The organism is Sphingosinicella sp. (genome assembly GCF_013911755.1).
Classification (GTDB): Bacteria; Pseudomonadota; Alphaproteobacteria; order Sphingomonadales; family Sphingomonadaceae; genus Sphingosinicella.
In genome coordinates, this window is sequence record NZ_JACESP010000010.1 from 76867 (window position 1) to 96290 (window position 19424).

The 19424-nt window shown below is 64.5% G+C and carries 22 protein-coding genes and 1 tRNA gene; 9 read left to right on the forward strand and 14 right to left on the reverse strand.

From position 1 onward, the window contains the following. Window positions 1–249 precede the first annotated feature (249 nt). The 3 genes from H2052_RS08965 to cpdR form a co-directional block, all read right to left on the reverse strand. A complete protein-coding gene (locus tag H2052_RS08965; protein WP_293780432.1) occupies window positions 250–1263 on the reverse strand; it encodes a site-specific integrase in 1014 nt (337 codons plus the stop codon). Between the two features lie 98 nt (window positions 1264–1361). Next, window positions 1362–1436, reverse strand: a tRNA-Val gene (locus H2052_RS08970). A gap of 45 nt (window positions 1437–1481) precedes the next feature. Beyond that, window positions 1482–1871: a cell cycle two-component system response regulator CpdR gene (cpdR, locus tag H2052_RS08975; protein ID WP_293780435.1), complete on the reverse strand. Its 390-nt coding sequence runs from the start codon at window positions 1869–1871 to the stop codon at window positions 1482–1484. Between the two features lie 144 nt (window positions 1872–2015). On the opposite strand from cpdR, the gene H2052_RS08980 reads away from it, so the two are divergent. Then, complete coding sequence (locus tag H2052_RS08980) at window positions 2016–2906, forward strand: N-formylglutamate amidohydrolase (RefSeq protein ID WP_293780438.1); 891 nt, start codon at window positions 2016–2018, stop codon at window positions 2904–2906. Window positions 2907–3071: 165 nt separating this feature from the next. On the opposite strand, the gene H2052_RS08985 is transcribed toward H2052_RS08980, so the two are convergent. Beyond that, complete coding sequence (locus H2052_RS08985; protein ID WP_293780441.1) at window positions 3072–3626, reverse strand: cytochrome b; 555 nt, start codon at window positions 3624–3626, stop codon at window positions 3072–3074. 81 nt (window positions 3627–3707) lie between these two features. Further along, window positions 3708–4472, reverse strand: a complete 765-nt coding sequence (locus H2052_RS08990; protein WP_293780444.1) for a SapC family protein — start codon at window positions 4470–4472, stop codon at window positions 3708–3710. A 104-nt stretch (window positions 4473–4576) separates the two neighbouring features. On the opposite strand from H2052_RS08990, the gene H2052_RS08995 reads away from it, so the two are divergent. The 3 genes from H2052_RS08995 to H2052_RS09005 all read left to right on the forward strand — a co-directional run bounded on the left by H2052_RS08995 (window position 4577) and on the right by H2052_RS09005 (window position 7295). Next, complete coding sequence (locus H2052_RS08995; protein ID WP_293780447.1) at window positions 4577–5974, forward strand: leucyl aminopeptidase family protein; 1398 nt, start codon at window positions 4577–4579, stop codon at window positions 5972–5974. 90 nt (window positions 5975–6064) lie between these two features. Beyond that, the gene (locus H2052_RS09000) at window positions 6065–6454 is read left to right on the forward strand and encodes a MarR family transcriptional regulator (protein WP_293780450.1); all 390 of its coding nucleotides are present in this window, start codon (window positions 6065–6067) and stop codon (window positions 6452–6454) included. After that, window positions 6411–7295, forward strand: a complete 885-nt coding sequence (locus H2052_RS09005; RefSeq protein ID WP_293780453.1) for an NlpC/P60 family protein — start codon at window positions 6411–6413, stop codon at window positions 7293–7295. Before H2052_RS09000 ends, H2052_RS09005 begins: the two co-directional genes overlap by 44 nt. 87 nt (window positions 7296–7382) lie before the next feature. Here the strand turns inward: H2052_RS09005 and mltG are convergent, their stop codons facing one another. The 5 genes from mltG to fabD all read right to left on the reverse strand — a co-directional run bounded on the left by mltG (window position 7383) and on the right by fabD (window position 11717). Continuing rightward, window positions 7383–8342 (reverse strand): endolytic transglycosylase MltG, encoded by a 960-nt coding sequence (gene mltG, locus H2052_RS09010; RefSeq protein WP_293780456.1) that lies wholly within the window; start codon window positions 8340–8342, stop codon window positions 7383–7385. A 4-nt stretch (window positions 8343–8346) separates the two neighbouring features. Further along, a complete protein-coding gene (gene fabF / locus H2052_RS09015; RefSeq protein WP_293780459.1) occupies window positions 8347–9606 on the reverse strand; it encodes a beta-ketoacyl-ACP synthase II in 1260 nt (419 codons plus the stop codon). A 100-nt stretch (window positions 9607–9706) separates the two neighbouring features. Continuing rightward, window positions 9707–9946 carry an acyl carrier protein gene (locus tag H2052_RS09020; protein ID WP_121050812.1) on the reverse strand — a complete coding sequence of 80 codons (240 nt, stop codon included), beginning with the start codon at window positions 9944–9946 and terminating at the stop codon, window positions 9707–9709. A gap of 83 nt (window positions 9947–10029) precedes the next feature. Then, complete coding sequence (fabG, locus tag H2052_RS09025; RefSeq protein ID WP_293780464.1) at window positions 10030–10767, reverse strand: 3-oxoacyl-[acyl-carrier-protein] reductase; 738 nt, start codon at window positions 10765–10767, stop codon at window positions 10030–10032. Between the two features lie 11 nt (window positions 10768–10778). Further along, the gene (gene fabD / locus H2052_RS09030) at window positions 10779–11717 is read right to left on the reverse strand and encodes an ACP S-malonyltransferase (RefSeq protein WP_293780466.1); all 939 of its coding nucleotides are present in this window, start codon (window positions 11715–11717) and stop codon (window positions 10779–10781) included. Window positions 11718–11992: 275 nt separating this feature from the next. On the opposite strand from fabD, the gene H2052_RS09035 reads away from it, so the two are divergent. The 4 genes from H2052_RS09035 (at window position 11993) to rplI (ending at window position 14569) form a co-directional block, all read left to right on the forward strand. Next, window positions 11993–13126 carry a tetratricopeptide repeat protein gene (locus tag H2052_RS09035; protein ID WP_293780469.1) on the forward strand — a complete coding sequence of 378 codons (1134 nt, stop codon included), beginning with the start codon at window positions 11993–11995 and terminating at the stop codon, window positions 13124–13126. A gap of 154 nt (window positions 13127–13280) precedes the next feature. Further along, window positions 13281–13718 carry a 30S ribosomal protein S6 gene (gene rpsF / locus H2052_RS09040; RefSeq protein ID WP_293780472.1) on the forward strand — a complete coding sequence of 146 codons (438 nt, stop codon included), beginning with the start codon at window positions 13281–13283 and terminating at the stop codon, window positions 13716–13718. A gap of 2 nt (window positions 13719–13720) precedes the next feature. Continuing rightward, window positions 13721–13945 carry a 30S ribosomal protein S18 gene (rpsR, locus tag H2052_RS09045; protein ID WP_121050826.1) on the forward strand — a complete coding sequence of 75 codons (225 nt, stop codon included), beginning with the start codon at window positions 13721–13723 and terminating at the stop codon, window positions 13943–13945. A gap of 21 nt (window positions 13946–13966) precedes the next feature. Beyond that, window positions 13967–14569 carry a 50S ribosomal protein L9 gene (rplI, locus tag H2052_RS09050; RefSeq protein WP_293780539.1) on the forward strand — a complete coding sequence of 201 codons (603 nt, stop codon included), beginning with the start codon at window positions 13967–13969 and terminating at the stop codon, window positions 14567–14569. A gap of 63 nt (window positions 14570–14632) precedes the next feature. On the opposite strand, the gene H2052_RS09055 is transcribed toward rplI, so the two are convergent. Further along, a complete protein-coding gene (locus H2052_RS09055) occupies window positions 14633–15247 on the reverse strand; it encodes a DUF938 domain-containing protein (protein ID WP_293780476.1) in 615 nt (204 codons plus the stop codon). Window positions 15248–15385: 138 nt separating this feature from the next. Between H2052_RS09055 and H2052_RS09060 the strand changes: the two genes are divergently transcribed. Further along, window positions 15386–15859, forward strand: a complete 474-nt coding sequence (locus H2052_RS09060) for a VOC family protein (RefSeq protein WP_293780479.1) — start codon at window positions 15386–15388, stop codon at window positions 15857–15859. Here H2052_RS09060 and H2052_RS09065 read toward each other — a convergent pair. From H2052_RS09065 to H2052_RS09075, 3 genes are all read right to left on the reverse strand, one after another. Continuing rightward, window positions 15856–17019 carry a dipeptidase gene (locus H2052_RS09065; RefSeq protein ID WP_293780482.1) on the reverse strand — a complete coding sequence of 388 codons (1164 nt, stop codon included), beginning with the start codon at window positions 17017–17019 and terminating at the stop codon, window positions 15856–15858. The genes H2052_RS09060 and H2052_RS09065 overlap by 4 nt on opposite strands. A gap of 162 nt (window positions 17020–17181) precedes the next feature. Continuing rightward, complete coding sequence (locus H2052_RS09070; protein WP_293780485.1) at window positions 17182–18297, reverse strand: hypothetical protein; 1116 nt, start codon at window positions 18295–18297, stop codon at window positions 17182–17184. 5 nt (window positions 18298–18302) lie between these two features. Further along, window positions 18303–19343 (reverse strand): DUF1611 domain-containing protein, encoded by a 1041-nt coding sequence (locus H2052_RS09075; protein WP_293780488.1) that lies wholly within the window; start codon window positions 19341–19343, stop codon window positions 18303–18305. Between the last annotated feature and the right edge of the window lie 81 nt (window positions 19344–19424).

Sequence of the window (19424 nt, forward strand, 5' to 3'; positions counted from 1 at the left end):
TATTAAGGCAAGCTTACTCGTTGCAAGATGGTAACGAAATTCATTTTTGATGTCATGTCATGGCAATTTTGACGGTAAAGATATGGTCCGAGCGCCGGTCATGAGGGCTTTATGACGCCGGGAAATGCGTTACGCTGCTGCCTGCAACACAAAGATTGGCTGAGAATGGGGCATGGGGGGCTTCTACGAAGTGCCGAGAGAAGCCTGCCTATGCCGATAGAAAATGTCGGTTGGGGTGTTGGGCGACCGTCATCGAGCAGGACTCCCAACCGACAGCATAGCTAACTTCGCAGCAATGTCTTGTGGACGTAGGTGGGCATAACGAAAGAGCATCCGCGGGTCGCGATGACCGCTGATTACGGCAATCTCTGGGATACTCAGCCCAAGCTCACAGAAGCGGGAAATCGCTTCGTGGCGTAGGTCGTGGAACCGAAAGTCAGATAGACCTGCCCTGTCTCTGGTCCGTTCCCATGCCATCTGGAATGCGTTGACCGTGATTGGGAAAACCAACCCTTCCTTTCCCTCTTGGGCACGCTCTGAGAGCACATTCAAAGCGCCATCGTTCAAGGGAATGGTCCGACCGTAGCCCGTCTTTGACCAAGGGATATGGGCAATACGGCTTTCCATATGCACATGCTCCCAACGGAGATTGAGGATTTCAGAGCGACGAAGGGCAGTTTCCAAAGCAAATTGGACCACAGGCCCTACGAGCTTGTTTCTCGTTTGCTGAAGGGCAGCATGAAGCCGTGGCACCTCATGCTTCTCAAGCCTTCTCGTCCTTGCATTGTTCAAACGGGGAAGAGCCAAATCCTTCACAGGGTTCTGAGGCAGGGCATATCCCCACTCTATTCTGGCTATGTCCAAGGCGTGATGGATGAGGGAAATTTCCCGCCTGATCGTTCCGGGCTTCACCGTTCGAAGCCTCTTGTCTCTGTATACAGCAAGAGCCTGCTTGGTCAGTTCCCCAAGCGGCAGGTCGCAGAGAGCATCCCGTAGCAGCTTCTCCAACCTGTTCCGTTCACTCTCTTCGCTACGCTTACGGGGGGTCACCTCTTCAAGGTATCGGCGAATCACATCCCCAAGGGTGACGTTCTTTAGAAGCTTCGGATCAGCGGCAGGTTCATGCTGATCAATCCTATTTTCCTGAGCCCTTCCCCATGCTTGGGCATCCGCTTTTGATGAGAAGGTCTTGTAGAGGGATGGGTAACCTTTGCGGCGGACCTGTACGGACCAACCCTGTCCCCTTCTCGTAATCGTCGCCACTTCCAAACCTCGCTGTGTCAAGAGTGTGTCAGCGAGCGAAAAAGGAAGAATAATCCAGCAAAAGCCGGAGAATTTTTGTTTTAATTACAAGGAGTTGATGGTGGGCGCGGCAAGGATTGAACTTGCGACCCCTGCGATGTCAACACAGTGCTCTACCACTGAGCTACGCGCCCACGCGGCGTGCCTTCTAGGCGAGCGCCGGGCGCGGCGCAAGCCGCTTATTCGCCTTCGAAGATGCGGTCGATTTCGGCGACGAGATCGCGCAGGTGGAAGGGCTTGGAGAGCACCTTCGCGTCGCTCGGCGCGCCCGAGCCGCGGCTGAGCGCCACGGCGGCGAAGCCAGTGATGAACATGACGCGCATCGTGGGTGCGAGCTGCGCGGCGCGCTGGGCAAGCTCGATGCCGTCCATTTCCGGCATGACAATGTCGGTGAGCAGCAGCCCGAAGCTGCCGGTCGCGATATGCGGCAGCGCCGCCGTGCCGCGATCCACGGCGACGACCTCGTAGCCCGCACGGGAAATCGCGCGTTCCAGGAAAAGACGCATGGAGTCGTCATCTTCCGCGAGCAGGATGCGGCCCGTGATGCGGCCTTCAGGTTGTGTCGTCATGGTCTTATCCGCCGCTTCTTACGGCTGAGGACTTAACATTTCCTGTCGTGGGCTTGCCAGCCCGAAACCCGTGGCGCCCCTCTTTTGCTTTCGCTTCGCCAGGGTTAGGCTGACGCCCATGCCGCACCCTGCAGACCATCGCACTTGAGCGCCGAACCCTCTGTCTCCGCGCTGATGCCCGGACACTTCGTTTCGGGTCCGCGCGGCACGCCCGCACCGCTGGTGCTCGCATCGCCGCACAGCGGCCGCGCGCTGCCGCCCGGGTTTCTCTCCGCAGCCGCGCTCGACATGAACGGGCTGCGCCGCGCCGAGGATGCCTATGTCGACGAGCTGCTGGCACCCGCCGCCGAATCGGGGGCGCCACTGATTACCGCACGCTGGGCGCGGGCCTATGTCGATCTGAACCGCGATCCGCAGGAGATCGACCTTTCGATGCTGAGCGATCCGGCGGCGGCGGGGCCGGTGAAAGCCACCGAGCGCGTCCGCTCCGGGCTCGGCGTGCTGCCGCGCCTCACCGGGCCGGGGCTTCATATCTACCGCGAGCGGATCAGCAGCGCGTCGGCGCTGCAGCGAATCGCCGCGGTGCACGCGCCCTATCATCAGCGGCTTGCATCGCTGATCGAGGACGCCGCCGCCTGCCACGGTTATGCGCTGCTCATCGACGGCCACTCGATGCCGCCACTCTCCCTCCCCGCGCGGCAGCGGCCACAGATCGTCATCGGCGACGCGGGCGGCACGTCCGCGCCCGAATCGATTGTCCGCTACGTGGAGGCCCACTTCCGCCGGGCGGGCCTGCGCGTCGCGCGCAACACGCCCTACGCGGGCGGCTATACGACGCGCTTCCACGCCGCGCCCGCACGGAACCGATTCGCGATCCAGATCGAGATCGACCGCACGCTCTACATGGACCCGGACACGCTGGAACGGCACGCCGGCTTCGATTCCGTCGCAGAAACGCTGAAAAACCTGGTGACCGAGCTTCTGGGCTGGCTTCCGCAAATGTTCGGAAGACCGCAGGCCATCGCAGCTGAATAAAGCCGCCTGAAAGAAAAAAGGTCACTTCGACGAAACGTCGAAGTGACCAGGGTTCAGGGAGGACGTGGCATCATCCTCGTCAGATGATGCTACGCGGGCGTGCCGCGCAAAAGGGGGGGAACGCAGCGCCGCCTGAAATCTAGATGGGCCGGAATTGTTAAGTTTTCAAGCGTCGGTCCGATTTTTTCGCAAAAAAGGGAGCATCCGCGACAAAACGTCGTCTCGATCGATGAAATGGTGCTTCAAAGCGCCGAGGACGTGCAGAACAACGAGCACGAGCGCAAGGAACGCGGCGGGCCCATGCAGCGCATGGAAGACACCGCGGCCGGCCTTCCCCAGCGGCGAATCGGGAAGCGGCACGAGATCGAACCACACGAGCGGCCATTCGGGGCTCGCGGCAAACGCCCAGCCGCTCAGCGGCAGGATGAGAAGCAGCACATAGAAACCGATGTGCGTGAAGCGGGCGAGCGCGATCTCCCACGCTTTCATGTGCGCGGGCAGCACGAGGAAGCCCGCCTTCAGCCGCAGCACGAGCCGCCACAGCGTGAGCGCGAGGACCGTGATGCCGACCGACTTGTGGATGCCCATGATGGCACCGCGCTCTGCGTCCGGGAGCCCTTCGGCGTAGACCGCGCCGACGATATTGCCGAAAACGAGAACGGCGATCAGCCAGTGAAGCGTGATCGCCGTTCGTGAATAGCTGCTGTGAACCGTCGCCATGAGACCCCTCCCGCGATTGCCCTGCACGTACCGGAACTCTAAGGCGAATCCCCTGCGGTGCAAGACAGCGCGGGCGGGCGCTCAGGCCTCCGTCTTTTCCGCCGCGGCCTTCGCCGCGCCCTGCGAGAAGAGGTCGGTGACGTAGGACAGCGAGAAGAGGTGCGCATACATCAGCGGCAACATGCCGTTCTGGATGAGCTTGCGCGCCTGATCGCCGCGCAGATCACGGATCTTGTCCTGCGAGATCATCTTGAAGCCGCGGTAGATCGCGGGCTGCGCCATGCCGTCCATCTGGATGGAAACCTCGCCGTCCATCAGGAACTCGCCCTTTTCGAGCTCCTGCACGAATGCCTGCGTCTTGCGCATCGAGTTTTCGAACTGCTCGCAGAACTCGAGGACGTTCTTCACGACATCGGTCGCCTCGCCTTCCTTGAACAGCGGCTCGCCTTCGTCGGCGCCGAGATCTTCGGACGTCTCGTCGAAGCAGAGCGTCAGCTCCTCGGACTGCGGATTGATCCGCGCGAGGAGAAACGGATAGCGGCGCACATAGGCAGGCACGTAGGTGCCGGCGCGCCAGTTGCCCGCTTCGTCAACGAACAGGTTCTGGCCCTCGCTGAGCGAGGTGAGCGCGAGCGGCACGGGCGTCTGGCCCGCCGCGAAGACGATCGGGTAGTGGCGCTGCACGAGGTGGAACTCGTCGACCGTGATCGGAATCGCGTGCAGGGCGCGCGCGAAGGGCGCTCCCGTCCGGGATTTCAGCCCGAGCGTCTGATGCACCGACGAGGAAAGCGGCGCGAGCGCGTTGTACAGCGGCGGCAACTGGGCGGCTTGCGGATTGGTGGCCATTGTGTTCCTTCAGGCGCAGGTGCGGAGTTGAAATTTGGCGGATCGTTTAGGCGGTCTGCCGCTTCGCGGCAAGCGAAGAGCGGGAACGGAAAAGCGCGAACACGATGGAATCTACGAGCCTGATCGAACATGACACGGGGCAGGACGCCCGCGAGATCGCGCTTGTCGATCCCGCCGGCTTCGAAGCGTGGCGGGACGCGCTGCCGGCGCGGGCGCGCGCCGCCGTGGACGCCGCGCAGTTCAAGGGCGCGGCGGGCGCGCGGGTGATCCTTCCTGGGAGCGAGGCGGAAAGCTGGAGCGCCGCTTTCGGCGCCCCCGCTACGCTCGGCCCGTGGGATCTCGCCGGTGCCGTGAAGGCGCTGCCGCCGGGACGATACCGAATTGCCGGGCGCGAACCGGGCGCGGCGGCGCTCGGCTGGATGCTCGCGCATTACACGTTCACGCGCTACCTTTCAGAACCCAAGCCGATCGAACCGCGCACGCTGCTCGTCCCCAAATCGGTCGATATCGCCGCGCTCGGAAGACTTGCGGACGGGCAGGTGCTGGTGCGCGATCTCGTGAACACGCCCGCCGAGGACATGGGGCCCGAAGCGCTGGAGGCCGCCGTGCGCGATGTCGCGCGCCACCACGGCGCCGAGGTGAAGGTCACGGTCGGCGACGATCTGCTCGCAGCGAACTTCCCGACGATCCACGCCGTGGGCCGCGCCGCCGCCGCCGGCCGCGAGCCCCGGCTGATCGACATGGGCTGGGGCCGCAAGGGCGACCCGAAACTGACGATCATCGGCAAGGGCGTGTGCTTCGATTCGGGCGGGCTCGACATCAAGACCGCGGGCAACATGCTGCTGATGAAGAAGGACATGGGCGGCGCGGCGCACGCGCTTGCGCTCGCGGGGCTCGTGATGGGTGCGAAGCTGCGCGTGCGGCTGCGCCTGCTGATCCCGGCGGTCGAGAACGCCATCGACGGCGGCGCATTCCGCCCCGGCGACATCATCAAGACGCGCAAGGGCGCCACCGTGGAGATCGGCAACACCGATGCCGAAGGGCGGCTCGTGCTCTGCGATGCGCTCGCGCTCGCGGACGAGGACAGCCCCGAGATGATCCTCGACTTCGCGACTTTGACCGGCGCAGCGCGCGTGGCGCTCGGCCCCGATCTCCCCGCACTGTTTGCCAACAACGAAGCCCTTGCCGAAGGGCTGCTCGAAGGTGCGGACACGAGCAGCGACCCGCTGTGGCGGATGCCGCTTTGGAAACCCTATGCGGAGATGCTGAAGTCCGATGTGGCGGACATCAACAACAGCCCTTCGGGCGGTTTCGCGGGCGCGATCACGGCAGCGCTCTATCTCGAAAAATTTGTCGATCCGAAAACGCCGTGGGCGCATCTTGACACGTTCGCATGGATGCCTGCGGCGAAGCCGGGGCGCCCAAAAGGCGGTGAAGCGCTAGGTCTCAGGGCATTTTGGGCGTATATCGAGAGACGTTACGGCACCCATCGCACCGAATGAACGCTTCAACGGGTTAACCTAAAATATCAACACATCATTAACGCCCGTTAAAATATGGTGACCCGAAACGAGATAACGGGTGAAAAAACCATGTCCCTCTCAGGCCTAGACGACCGGATCGATGCGCTGCTCTCCCCCTGGATGCAGACGGTGATTGCCTATGTGCAATCGAACCGTCCGGATCTTACCAACCGGCAGATGGCGCTGCTGCTTGTCGTCTACCTGACGCAGGGACCGCACACGGTGCGCGGCCTTGCCGCCAAACTGAGGGTTTCGAAGCCGGTCATCACGCGGGCACTCAACACGCTCGGCGCCTTCGGCTATATCCGCCGCCAGAAGGACGAGAGTGACCTGCGCAACATCTTCGTCGAGCGGACCGCGCAGGGCCACGAATTCCTCGAAACCTTCGCAGGAATGATCGAGGCGACACAGGGCCATGCCGAACGCAGCAACGCACGCGAGGATCGCGCCTACATCTAGCGCCGAACGTCCGGACCCACGCACAAACGCGTGGCGCGATGACCTTGCCGATGTAGCCCTTGAGGGGCTTGTCGAGGCGCCGCGCTTTGCCGCGCCGATTCGCCATCGGCTGGCGGCACAGCAGGCGCCTATCCGCAAGACGCCGAAAGCGGATGCCGTGGCCGTGAGCGAACTTCTTTCAGGTGAAGCCTTCGACGTGCTCGATGTGTCGGGCGGTGTCGCTTGGGGATACAGCGCTCACGACCATTATGTCGGCTATGTCGACGCCGCGCTGCTTTCCGAAGGCGCGGAGGTGCAAACGCACCGGATCGCCGCGCCGACCGCTCTCGTCTTCGCGAAGCCCGACATCAAGGCCACGGTGATCGGCGCGCTGCCGATGGGCGCACAGACCAGCGCCGCAGCGCATGACGAGAAGTTCGTGTCGGCCGCCGGGGGCTATGTTCACAGGCGCCACATCGCCGCGATCGACGAATATGCTGCCGATCCGGTCGCGGTCGCCGAACTTTTCCTCGGCACACCTTACAAGTGGGGCGGCCGCACGCGCGGCGGGATCGACTGTTCGGGGCTCGTGCAGGTCGCGTTCGGCGCTTGCGGCATCGCCTGCCCCCGGGACAGCGACATGCAGGCCGCGCTCGGGCACGAGGTCGAGGACCGGCGCTATCGACGCGGCGACCTCGTGTTCTTCCCCGGTCATGTCGGTTTCATGTTCGACGAGACGCGGCTGCTACACGCCAACGCCTTCTTCATGTCGACGGTGATCGAGCCGCTCGACGACGTGATCGGCCGCCTGCTGCCGCAGTACGACCAGCCCGTGACGGCGGTTCGACGGCTGGGGGACTGAGGTTGTGCGTCCCTCGACTTCGCTCGGGGTGAAACACTTTTTGCGCTAAGACCACCATCCCGAGCGAAGTCGAGGGACGCACCGGGCCTATAGTTCGCCGCGTTCCCGGCGGATCGCGCGCCACTTCACGACGTTGGCGTTGTGCTCGGCGAGCGTGCGCGCGAACACGTGTCCACCGGTACCGTCCGCCACAAAATAGAGCGCATCGGTGGTTTCCGGGTCGAGCACGGCTTCAATCGACGCGCGCCCCGGATTGGCGATCGGTCCCGTGGGCAAGCCCGCCTTCGCATAGGTGTTGTAGCCGTTGTCGGCGCGCAGTTCCGACTGGCGGATGCGGCGGCCGAGCGGTTTGCCCTTCGTGATCGGGTAAATGACCGTGGGATCGGCCTGCAGCATCATGCCGATGCGCAGCCGGTTTGAATACACGCCCGCGATCGTGCGGCGTTCCTCCGCCTTGGCGGTTTCCTTCTCGACGATGGCGGCGAGGTTCACGGCCTCCTCGGGCGTCTTTACGACCGACGAGGATTTGCGCGCGGGCCAGAGTTCGGCGAGCGTTTTCGCCATCGCGTCCTGCATCCGTTTCAGCACGGCGCCGCGCGGCTCGCCGCGCTCGAAGCTGTAGCCGCCGGGCAGCACCGAGCCTTCCGCCGGCACATCGACCTCCCCGGTAAGCAGGTCTTCCGCCATCAGCTTTTCATGCACGAGGATGGACGGCAGGCCTTCGGGGATGATGATGAGTCGCTGCAGCGGTTCGCCGTGCTGGAGAATGCGCAGGATCGCCGCCGCGCTGCTGCCCGCGGGGATGCGGAACTCGCCCGCCTTGATCGGCGCGCCGGAGCCGAGCACACGCGCCATCAGCCGGAACGCGTCCGACGAGCGGATCGCGCCGGCCTCTTCGAGGCGGACGGCAGTGGCGGCAAGCGATGCGCCGCGCGGCACGATGATGTCCGCATCCTTCGCGAGCGGGCCCGTGGCGGTCCATTGGAACGCGAGCACGGCAGCAGCCGCCAGCGCCGCGACGACGATGGCGACCAGCAGTTTTTTCATAAAGTCAGAGCGCCTTGACGATCAGCGAGGCGTTGGTGCCGCCGAAGCCGAAGCTGTTGTTGAGCGCGGCCTTGATCTTCCGTTCGCGGGCGACGAGCGGCACAAGATCGACACCCGCGCAGCCATCGCTGGGGTTTTCAAGGTTGATCGTCGGCGGGGCGATCTGATCGCGGATGGCGAGCAGGCAGAAGATCGTCTCGACCGCGCCGGCGCCGCCAAGCAGATGCCCGATCGCGCTCTTCGTCGACGACATCGAGACCGCGTCCATGGCGCTGCCGAACAGGCGGCGGACGGCGCCGAGTTCGATTTCATCGCCGAGCGGCGTCGAAGTGCCGTGGGCGTTGATGTAGTCGATGTCGGCGGGGTTCATGCCCGCCTTCTTCAGCGCCATCTGCATCGCACGGAAGCCGCCGAAGCCTTCCGGATGCGGCGCGGTGACGTGGTAGGCGTCTCCGGTGAGACCGTAGCCGACGACTTCGCCGTAGATCTTCGCGCCGCGGGCCTTCGCGTGCTCATACTCCTCAAGCACGACGACGCCAGCGCCCTCGCCCATGACGAAACCGTCGCGGTCCTTGTCGTAGGGGCGGCTGGCGCGTTCGGGCTGATCGTTGAACGCGGTCGAGAGAGCACGCGCCTGCGCGAAACCAGCGATGCCGAGTGGGCAGATCGCGCTTTCAGCGCCGCCCGCGAGCATGATGTCGGCGTCATCAAGCGCGATCATGCGCGCAGCATCGCCGATCGAGTGCGCGCCCGTGGAACAGGCGGTGACGACGGCGTGATTCGGGCCCATCAGGCCGTACTTGATCGAAACCTGACCCGACACGAGGTTGATGAGGCGTCCATGCACGAAGTGCGGGCTGACGCGGCGGGGTCCCTTTTCGTGGAGCACGATCGATTCGGATTCGATGCCCGGCAGGCCGCCGATGCCCGAGCCGATCGAGCAGCCCGCGCGCAGCTTCTGCTCGTCGGTGAGATGGGCAAGGCCCGCGTCCTCGATCGCCTGACCGGCGGCGTCGATACCGAACTGGATGAACAGGTCGACCTGGCGCTGGATCTTGTGATCGACGCGCTTCGAGACGTCCCAGCCATCCTCGCGGCCATCCATCTTCACTTCGCAGGCGATCGTGCACGCCTGATCCGAAGGATCGAACCGGGTGATGCGCGCGGCGCCCGACTTCGAGGCAAGGATATTGCGCCAGCTGGATTCAACGTCCCCGCCAAGCGGTGTGACAAGACCCAGTCCGGTGACGACGACGCGGCGCATTCGGTTCTCCCGTGTCCTGATAACAAGCGAGCGGCCCTCCGGCTTTTTCCGGGGAGCCGCTCGTGATTCCGTGCCGTTTGATTCGGCAAGCGTCCCCGTGTCAGGCGGCGCTGTTTTCCTCGATGTAGCCGATCGCGTCCTTCACGGTGAGGATCTTCTCGGCGGCATCGTCAGGAATCTCGACCCCGAACTCTTCCTCGAACGCCATCACCAGCTCGACGGTGTCGAGGCTGTCCGCGCCGAGATCGTCGATGAAGCTCGCGTCCTCGGTCACCTTGTCCGGCTCGACGCCGAGGTGCTCGACGACGATCTTCTTCACGCGTTCTGCGACATCGCTCATATAAATGGTCCCCTAGAAGAACAGACTGATGTTTGAAGTTGGCAGTAGCCGTGTGTCAGTGGCCTTGCAAGTCCCCGTGTCGCTCAGATCATCGCCATTCCGCCGTTCACATGAAGCGTCTGGCCGGTAACGTAGGCCGCTTCACGGCTGGCGAGATAGACGACCGCGCCCGCCACATCGCTTCCTTCGCCGAGACGGCCGGCCGGAATTCGGCCGGTAAGCGCCTCTTTCTGGGCATCGGGAAGCGCGTCGGTCATCGCCGAAACGATGAAGCCGGGCGCGACGCAGTTCACGGTGATGTTGCGGCTGGCCACTTCCTGCGCGAGCGCCTTCGACATGCCGACGAGGCCGGCCTTCGACGCCGCGTAGTTCATCTGGCCGGGGTTTCCGGTGGCACCGACCACGGATGTGATCGAGATGATGCGCCCGAAACGCGCTTTCATCATGGGCTTAAGCGCCGCGCGCGAGAGGCGGAAGGCGGCTTCGAGGTTGATGCGGATCACGTCCGTCCACTCCTCGTCCTTCATGCGCATGGCGAGGTTGTCGCGCGTGACGCCCGCATTGTTGACGAGGATGTCGATGCCACCCATCGCCTCGACCGCCTGACCGACGAGCGCGTCGACCGCCGCACTGTCCGAAAGGTTGCAGGGCAGGATGTGCGTGGTGCCGCCGATTTCGGCCGCCACGGCCTTCAGGGCTTCCTCGCGCGTTCCCGAAAGCGCGACCGTCGCGCCCTGCGCCACGAGCGCCTTCGCGATCGCCGAGCCGATGCCGCCGCTCGCGCCGGTGACGAGCGCCTTCATGCCGGTGAGATCGAACATGTTTGCCTCCCCTAGAGTGTCTTTGCCGCGGCTTCGATGTCGTCCATCGAAACGAGGCTGAGCGTTGCCGCATCGGGCGTGATGCGCTTGATCATCGGGCCGAGCACCTTGCCGCCGAATTCGACGAAGCTGTCGACGCCGAGACCCGTCATCGCAAGCACGCTTTCGCGCCAGCGCACGGTGCCGGTCACCTGCTCGACGAGGAGGCGGCGGATTTCCGCCGGATCGGCAACGGGCGCAGCGGTGACGTTCGCAACCAGGGGCACGAACGGCGCGGCGATGTTAGCGCCCGCCAGCGCCTCCGCCATCTTTTCGGCGGCGGGCGCCATCAGCGAACAGTGGAAGGGCGCGGACACCGGCAGCAACATGCCGCGCTTCGCGCCGAGCCCCTTGGCGATCTCGATGGCGCGCTCGACGGCGGCTTTGTGGCCCGAAATGACGACCTGCCCCGGCGCGTTGTCGTTCGCGGCCTGGCAGATTTCACCCTGCGCGCCTTCCGCGGCGGCCTTCACGGCGGCTTCGAAATCAAGGCCGAGCAGCGCGGCCATCGCGCCTTCGCCCACCGGCACCGCCGCCTGCATCGCCTGCCCGCGCAGCTTCAGGAGCCGCGCCGTCTCGGCAAGGCCCAGGCTGCCGGCCGCGCACAGCGCCGTGTATTCACCGAGGCTGTGGCCCGCCACGTAGGCGGCCTTGTCGGCGAGCAGCAATCCGCCTTCCTTTTCAAGCACGCGGAGCGCCGCGATGGCGTTCGCCATGATCGCGGGCTGAGCGTTCTCGGTGAGCGTGAGATCGGCCTCCGGGCCTTCGAACATCAGCTTGGAGAGGTTCTGCCCGAGCGCCTCGTCGACCTCCTGAAACACCTCGCGCGCGGCCGCACTCGCAAGGCTGAGCGCCTGCCCCATGCCGACCGCCTGGCTGCCCTGCCCCGGAAAAATGAATGCGCGTGCCATAGGGGCCGCCCCTTCTTCGTTGGTTACGATGCCTTCGGCAGGCGCTTAGTGATGTCCGTGCGCACGCGCAAGCGACAGAGGAATGTTGCGATTCGGCTCCGAATCGTTAAGGTTCGCGCGGTTTTCATTCGCCGTGATGAACGGCCCGTTCAGCAGCGGGCCATCATTGCCGTGTAATAAAGCATGGTCAAAGGCTTGGAGCGGAGGGCCTCTTCAGGCGTTAATGTGCCGAGATTCGGTACGCTGGACCCGAAACTGGGAGTGGAAGGATTACAATGACGTTTGTTTCTCGCTTGACGATGGCTGCCGCGCTCGCGCTTGCGGTTCCGGCCGGCCTTTCGGCGCCGGCCATGGCGCAGGCGCTTTCCTCGGGCGTCGGCAAGCCGCTGCAGGAAGCCTCCAAGCTCGCGAACGCGGGCAATAATGCCGCTGCCACCGCGCGCGTGAACGCCGCCCGCAGCGCCGCAAGCACCGCCATCGAGCGCCGCAAGGTCGCCGAAATGGCGGCGTTCGTGCACACCAAGGGCGGCCGCTGGGCCGCTGCCGCGCAGGAACTGGAAAGCATCGGGGCGCCTGCCTCGCAGCTCGCGCCGCTCTATTACCGCGCCGGCCAGCTCGACAAGGCGATCGCGCTCGGCAAGAAGACCGGCGGCGTGCAGGGCCAGACGATCGTTGCCCAGTCGTATTTCCGTCAGGGCAACTTCAAGGGCGCCGCGGGCGTCTACCAGAACCTCATCAAGCAGCACGGCGCGCGCGAAGGCTGGCTGCAGAGCCTCGCCAACGCCCAGTACAAGATGGACGACAAGAAGGGCTACCTCGCCACGACCGAGCGGCTCATCAAGATCGATCCGTCGCCGGCGCGCTGGCGTGCTCTGCTCATCGACATGAAGAACGGGCAAATGCCCCGCGAAGCGAAGCTCGCGCTCTTCGAGCTGATGGAGCAGACGGGCAACATCACGAAACCCGAAGATTATCAGGAATATGCGAAGCTCGCGATCGTCGCGAACCAGCCCGCGATCGCCAAGCGCACGCTGGAAAGCGGCATGAAATCGGGCGCAATCCCTGCAAGCGACGCGATGAACGCGCGACTTCTCGAAGCCGCCGCCAAGCGCTCTGCCGCCGCTACCGCGGGCGTCAGCAAGCTGCCGAAGACCGGCGCTGGCCAGTTGCAGGCCGCTCACGTCGCGTTCGGCGCGGGCGATTATGCCAAGGCCGCCTCGCTTTACGGCGCGGCAGCGAAGGCGGGTGGCGCCACGGCGGATCAGGCGAAGGTGCTGGGCGGCATCAGCCAGCTGCGTGCGGGCAACCGTTCGGCGGCAGCGGCGACGTTCAAGAGCGTTCCCGAGGCAAGCGGCTTCAACGGCGTTGCCGCGCTTTGGGCACTCTACGCCTCGACGAACGCAGCCTAACTGCGCTTGCCTTTCCGGCGCTTTTGCGCCATAGGGCCGTCACCAGCGGCGGGGAGCCAGGCTTCCCGCCGCTTGTTTTTGTATCCCGTAGCCAGCCGGAGGGGCGGCGGATTGCCCGTCGTCAGCGATCGGTATTTGAGGAGAAGATAGGACCATGCCCTCTTACGAGCATGTTTTCCTGGCGCGCCAGGATCTGTCCACCGCGCAGGTGGATAGCCTTGCCGAAACGTTCACGAAGATCATCGAGGACGGCGCGGGCAAGGTTGCAAAGACCGAATACTGGGGCCTGAAGAGCCTCGCCTACCGCATCAAGAAGAATCGCAAGGCGCACTACGTGCTGCTCAACATCGAGGCCCCGGCCCCGGCGGTGCACGAGCTGGAGCGCAACATCGCGATCAACGAAGATGTGATTCGCTATCAGACGATCCGCGTCGACGAGCTTGAAAAAGAGCCTTCGGCGATGATGCGCAAGAGCGATCGCGGCGACCGCGACTCGCGCGGACCGCGCGGTGATCGTGGGGATCGCGGCGACCGTGGAGACCGCGGTGGCGATCGTGACCGCGGCCCGCGCCGCGAGCGTGAAGGAGAATAACGATGGCACGCCCGTTTTTCCGTCGCCGCAAGACCTGCCCGTTCAGCCGGGCCGATGCGCCGAAGATCGATTACAAGGACGTGCGCCTGCTTCAGGGCTTCGTCTCCGAGCGCGGCAAGATCGTGCCGAGCCGCATCACCGCGGTTTCGGCCAAGAAGCAGCGTGAGCTGGCCAAGGCGATCAAGCGCGCCCGCCACCTCGGCCTGCTGCCGTTCCTCGTTCGCTAAGGAAGGATAAGACCCATGGCTATGGACATCATCCTGCTTGAACGCGTCGAGAACCTCGGCGGCATCGGCGACGTTGTTTCGGTGAAGCCGGGCTACGCCCGCAACTTCCTGCTGCCGCGCGGCAAGGCGCTTCGCGCCAACGATGCCAACAAGGCGAAGTTCGAGGCGAACCGCGAACGCATCGAGAAGGAAAACGCCGAGAAGCGTTCGAGCGCCGAGACGGACTCGAAAAAGCTCAACGGCGCGAAGATCGTGCTGATCCGCGCGGCTTCGGATGCCGGTCACCTTTACGGCTCCGTCGCCGCGCGCGACATCGCCGAGGCGCTGACCGAGGCGAACGGCATCGCCGTCCACAAGAACCAGGTGGTGCTGAACACGCCGATCAAGGCCCTCGGCATTCACAAGGTCCGCGTGGCGCTGCACCCGGAAGTCAGCATCGAGATCGAGGCGAACGTCGCCCGTTCGAGCGACGAGGCAGATCTGCAGGCGCAGGGCGTCGACGTGCTTGCCGACATGTTCGAAAAGGACGTGAGCGGCTTTACCGAAGAGCGCGACCCGAACCTTGAGCCGGGCGAATTCGCCGCTGAGGGTGAGGCTGAGGCCGAAGGCGAAGCGAACGCCTGACAACAGGCTTCGTGACAAAAAAGGAAGCGGCGCGGGGCAACCTGCGCCGTTTCTTTTTAGGGATCAGTGCTTTCGGAAGATTAGCGACAGGTTGTTCGCGGGCATTTCCACGAAGCCTTCGAAGCCGAGCCCGTTCGTGCCGGCTTCGGTCCGCACGTCCTCCAGCATTCTGAGGCCCCAGCGCGCATCGCGGGATTTGAGGTCGGCATCGAAGGCTTCGTTGCTGGGTGCAGTCGGCGCATCGGCGCGGCGGAACGGCCCGTAGATGTAAAGAAGGCCGCCCGAAGGGAGGCGCGTGCCGACGCCGCGCATCAGCCCCTCCGTCGCCGCCCACGGACTGATGTGCAGCATGTTGATGCAGACCGCGGCATCGACGCCTGCCACCGGCCAATCCGCCGCCGCCGCATCGAGCGCGAGCGGAGCGCGCACGTTGGGCAGACCCTCGGCCGCGACCCACGCCGCGATCGATTCGCGCGCCTCGGGCGAAGGATCGCTCGGCTGCCAGACGAGACGCGGCCGCGCCCGCGCGAAATGCACGACGTGCTCGCCCGTGCCGCTCGCCAGTTCAAGGATCAGCCCCGATTCGGGCAGCAGCGGCCCCAGCACCTTCAGAATCGGATCGCGGTTGCGCGCGGTTGCCGGGGCAAAGCGGCGGGCGGCCCGAACGGGTTCTGACACGATGAATCTCCGGATCTTTCGCGATACGATGAACGGAGCGCGGCACGGGTTCAATACGGTCGATCACCCTGCGCGTGGATTGTTATGTTCGGGCGCCCGGACACAAAACGCCGCCGCGTGACGAAGGGAGAGATCGCCATGTCATCCATTGCCCCCTGCCTCTGGTTCAACGGCAATGCCGAGGAGGCCGCGAATTTCTACGTGTCGCTGTTCCCGAATTCATCGATCGACGTGATTTCGCGCTACGGCGAGGGCGCGCCCTTCCCTGCCGGAACGCCGCTGCTGATCAGCTTCACGCTCAGCGGCCGCCCGTTTCAGGCCCTGAACGGCGGGCTGCACTTCACGTTTTCCGAAGCCGTTTCCTTTTCGATCGACTGCGCCGATCAGGCGGATGTGGACCGCTACTGGGATGCGCTGACAGCAGATGGCGGCGAACCCAGTATGTGCGGCTGGCTGAAAGACCGCTTCGGCGTTTCATGGCAGGTCGTGCCCCGCACCATTCTCACCATGCAGCAGAACGGCACGGCAGAGCAGGTCGCCCGCATGATGGACGCACTGCTCAAGATGCGGAAGCTGGACGTGGCGACGCTGGAAGCCGTGTTCAAAGGCTAGCGCGCGGCGTTTTCCTCGGCGAGGCGGAGGACGCGCAGCACGTTGCCGCTCCAGATCTTCTCGATGTCCGCGTCCGAGAAGCCCTCGGCGCGGAGGCGCTCGGTGACCTTCGGGAGCCCGCCGATATCCTCGAGGCCCTTGACGCCGCCGCCGCCATCCCAGTCCGCGCCGATGCCGACATGGTCGACGCCCGCCACCTTGATGATGTGGAGCAGGCTTTTCATGAAGGCTTCGAAATCGGTGTTCTGGATCGGCATCACCGCATCGAGCGCGCGCGTTTCGCGCGTCAGCTTCTTCTGTTCCTCCGGCGTCATCGTGCCGATGTTTTCGAGCTGGGCGAACAGCGCGTTGCGTTCGGGCGTGAAGTTCATCGGGGCGAGGAACACCGTGGTGACGCAGATCACGCCGCCCGCCTCGGCAAGCTTGCGAATGCGCGCGTCGTCGAGGTTACGGGGCTGATCGGAGATCGTCTTCGAACCTGAATGCGACAGGATCAGCGGCGTCTTTGACAGCGCCAGCATCTGGTCGAACGCCGCGTCAGACGAATGGCTGCCGTCGATCACGATGCCGAGCCGGTTCATCTCCGCGACCCACTGGCGCCCGAGCGGGCTGAGACCGTTCCACTGCGGCGTGTCGGTCGAAGAATCGGCAAACTGGTTGTTCTTGCCGTGCACCGGCCCCGCGAGACGCACGCCGAGATCGTAGAAGGTCTTCAGCAGCGAGAGGTCTTCGCCGATGGGATAGGAATTCTCGATGCTGAGCCAGCCGAAGCGCTTGCCGGCGGCATCCATGCGCTTCGCGTCGGCGGCGGTCGAAATGAGCGCGATGCGATCGGGGAACTTCGCCAGCGTCGCACGGATGAGATCGGCGCGGCCGAGCGCGAACGCCTTCGCCTTCGCGAAACCTTCCGCCGTCACAGGGCCCTGTTCGGTGTAGATGACGAAAAAGCCGCCATCGAGATCGCCTTCGTCCATGCGACCCATGTCGACCTGAACAAGATCGGTGTCGTAGCTGTGCTTGTCGCCGAAGCTCCAGCCCTGGCGCGCGAAGTGCATCGGCGTATCGAGGTGGGTATCGAGCGTGAGCGTGCGCTGGTGGAGCGTTTCGGCGTTGGCCGGAAATGCGGCGGCGAGCAGGATAGAGGCAAGAACACGCTTCATTTCAAATCTCCCTTTTCATCATCGCGAAAGGCTTGCCGGTCGATCGGATCCGAAAAACATCGTCCCGGATCGACCGGCGCACGCTCGCCGAGTTTCAAAGCCCGAGGCCCTGGGACAGCGACGGGTTATCGCTCCTGGCGATCGCGATGGATATGGTATTTCTTACGCTGGCGTCGCCCGGCTCCTGACGATCTTTGCAACGCCGAGCGTGAGCAGCGGCACGACGAACACCGCGAGCATGATGTAACCGAATGCGCCGTAACCCGACGCTATGAGATCGATAAGGCCGACCCGTGCGGCGACGAAGCCGCAGACGAGCAGAACCGCCGCCGAAACCCCAAGACGGGCAAGCGGCGTAAAGCGCTTGCCGCGCGTTTCCGCGACACCGGCAATGCGCTCGTTGAGCGAGGTGATGATGCCCACGCCCGTTTCAAGCAGCGCGCAGAAGATCATCAGCTGAAAAACGATCTGAAGCCATGGCGCTTCCATCCGGCGCAGCAGGAAATCGGACGGCAACGCGACATTCGCGATTTCCGGATAGAACGCGACCATGCAGAGGAAGAAGACGATCGCCGGAATCATCGCGAGCGGACCGGCGACGACCCCCGCGATCACCGCATCGCGCGGCCGTGTGAAGTTCGTCACGAACGAAAGCACGGCAATCGCGCCGACCACGTTGTAGCTGGCGTACGTCAGGCCGCCCATGACCCAGCCTGTTGTGGGAACATCGAGCGCCAGAGACGGCGCGATCCTGTCTCCGAACGTCGACAGCGCGAGTATGAGGAACACCGCGTAGGTCAAATAGATGAAGCTCGAGGCGTATTTGAAGACGTGCTCCACGCCCGCATTGCCGAAACTTGCCGTCGCGGCGATCGCGAAGACGAGGAAGAGCGTGCCGACAATCTGCGGCAGGCCGAACACCTCCGCGCCGATCGTGCCCGCCGCCGCCGCAACGACGGCCAGAATGAGCACCAGCAATGCCAGATAGGCGATTTCGAAAACCACCCAGCCCGGACCGAGCAAGCCCTTGAAGAAGTCGCGGTAGTTGTAGAGCGAAAATCGATACGAAAACAGGAACGTCACCGCGCACACCGCGCTCCAGACGAGCATGGCAAGCAGGATGCCCATCAGCCCGCCGAAGGGACCGCTGCCGAGAAAGAATTCGGCAAGCTCGCGGCCCGTCGCATAGCCGCCGCCGATGACGACGCCCTTGAAGATGAGGCCCGGTAGCAGGAAACGCTGGAACCACGACGGCTGTGTGGTTGTCGTGGTTGTCATCAATATTATCCCAGGCAGTTGTCGACGAGTTTCTGGAAAGCGGCACCGCCGCGGATCGGGTCCGCAACCGGGAGGCCGAGGCGCTTGCTTTCCGCTTCCATAAGAGCTTCGGCCGCCGCGGCGTCCATGCCGCTGGTGTTGAATGCGATGCCCGCGCAGCGGATCGCCGGGTTGGTGCGGCGGCCCAGCAGCAGGTTGAGTTCGATCGTCTCTTCAAGGCTCGGGATCGTATAGCCCGGCGCCCCGAGGATCTCCGCACGCCCCGGCTGGTGGCACACGACGATCACGTCGGGCTGGCTCCCGTGCAGAAGGCCGAGCGACACCGCAGCATAAGCCGGGTGGAACAGCGAACCCTGCCCTTCGATCACGTCCCAATGATCAGGCGCTGCGTCCGGGCTCAGCACCTCGGCGGCGCCCGCCTCGAAATCAGAGACCACGGCATCCATCGGAATGCCGCCGCCCGCGATCATGATACCGGTCTGCCCGGTGGCGCGGAAATCGGCGTCCACGCCGCGTTCCGCAAACGCGTTTGCGAGTGACAGCGCCGTGTATTTCTTGCCGAGCGCGCAGTCCGTTCCCACCGTCAGCAGGCGCTTGCCCGTCCGCTTGCGACCGGTGCCCACCGGCAGACCCGCCGGCGGGACGCGCACGTCGATCAGGCGCCGGCCGTGCTTCGCGGCCGCCTCGGCAAGCTCGGGGACATCCCCGAGCCGGACGTGCATGCCGCTGACGAGATCAAGGCCGGCTTCGAGCGCTTCCACGAGCGCAGGCACCCACGACGGCGCAATGCCGCCGCCGCCGGGTGCAACCCCGATCACCATCGACCGCGCGCCCCGCGCATAGCCCTCCGCAGGCGTCATCTCGGCCAGACCCGCCGTCACTGTCCCCGCCGCAAGCCGGTACTCCCCCACGCACTTGTCGCCCGCCCAGTCGCGAAGACCGAACGCCGTCTTTGCATAACCACTTTCTACAATGTCCCCCAGAAACAGCAAATACGGGGTCGGAAGCCGAAGCTGGGCATTACCGGGGAAAGACGACATGTGCATGGGGACCAGTCTGTTCTCTTGGCTAGAATGAAAGATCGAGTGCGGCCGTGTGCGCCGCACCGTGAATACAAGTTACCATCG

Coding starts and splice junctions, on each gene's coding strand:
- cpdR (WP_293780435.1), bottom strand. CDS start 1,871: ATGACGACACAACCTGAAGGCCGCATCACGGGCCGCATCCTGCTCGCG.
- H2052_RS08985 (WP_293780441.1), bottom strand. CDS start 3,626: ATGGCGACGGTTCACAGCAGCTATTCACGAACGGCGATCACGCTTCAC.
- H2052_RS08990 (WP_293780444.1), bottom strand. CDS start 4,472: ATGGCCACCAATCCGCAAGCCGCCCAGTTGCCGCCGCTGTACAACGCG.
- H2052_RS08995 (WP_293780447.1), top strand. CDS start 4,577: ATGGAATCTACGAGCCTGATCGAACATGACACGGGGCAGGACGCCCGC.
- H2052_RS09000 (WP_293780450.1), top strand. CDS start 6,065: ATGTCCCTCTCAGGCCTAGACGACCGGATCGATGCGCTGCTCTCCCCC.
- H2052_RS09005 (WP_293780453.1), top strand. CDS start 6,411: ATGCCGAACGCAGCAACGCACGCGAGGATCGCGCCTACATCTAGCGCC.
- mltG (WP_293780456.1), bottom strand. CDS start 8,342: ATGAAAAAACTGCTGGTCGCCATCGTCGTCGCGGCGCTGGCGGCTGCT.
- fabF (WP_293780459.1), bottom strand. CDS start 9,606: ATGCGCCGCGTCGTCGTCACCGGACTGGGTCTTGTCACACCGCTTGGC.
- H2052_RS09020 (WP_121050812.1), bottom strand. CDS start 9,946: ATGAGCGATGTCGCAGAACGCGTGAAGAAGATCGTCGTCGAGCACCTC.
- fabG (WP_293780464.1), bottom strand. CDS start 10,767: ATGTTCGATCTCACCGGCATGAAGGCGCTCGTCACCGGCGCGAGCGGC.
- fabD (WP_293780466.1), bottom strand. CDS start 11,717: ATGGCACGCGCATTCATTTTTCCGGGGCAGGGCAGCCAGGCGGTCGGC.
- H2052_RS09035 (WP_293780469.1), top strand. CDS start 11,993: ATGACGTTTGTTTCTCGCTTGACGATGGCTGCCGCGCTCGCGCTTGCG.
- rpsF (WP_293780472.1), top strand. CDS start 13,281: ATGCCCTCTTACGAGCATGTTTTCCTGGCGCGCCAGGATCTGTCCACC.
- rpsR (WP_121050826.1), top strand. CDS start 13,721: ATGGCACGCCCGTTTTTCCGTCGCCGCAAGACCTGCCCGTTCAGCCGG.
- rplI (WP_293780539.1), top strand. CDS start 13,967: ATGGACATCATCCTGCTTGAACGCGTCGAGAACCTCGGCGGCATCGGC.
- H2052_RS09060 (WP_293780479.1), top strand. CDS start 15,386: ATGTCATCCATTGCCCCCTGCCTCTGGTTCAACGGCAATGCCGAGGAG.
- H2052_RS09065 (WP_293780482.1), bottom strand. CDS start 17,019: ATGAAGCGTGTTCTTGCCTCTATCCTGCTCGCCGCCGCATTTCCGGCC.
- H2052_RS09070 (WP_293780485.1), bottom strand. CDS start 18,297: ATGACAACCACGACAACCACACAGCCGTCGTGGTTCCAGCGTTTCCTG.
- H2052_RS09075 (WP_293780488.1), bottom strand. CDS start 19,343: ATGCACATGTCGTCTTTCCCCGGTAATGCCCAGCTTCGGCTTCCGACC.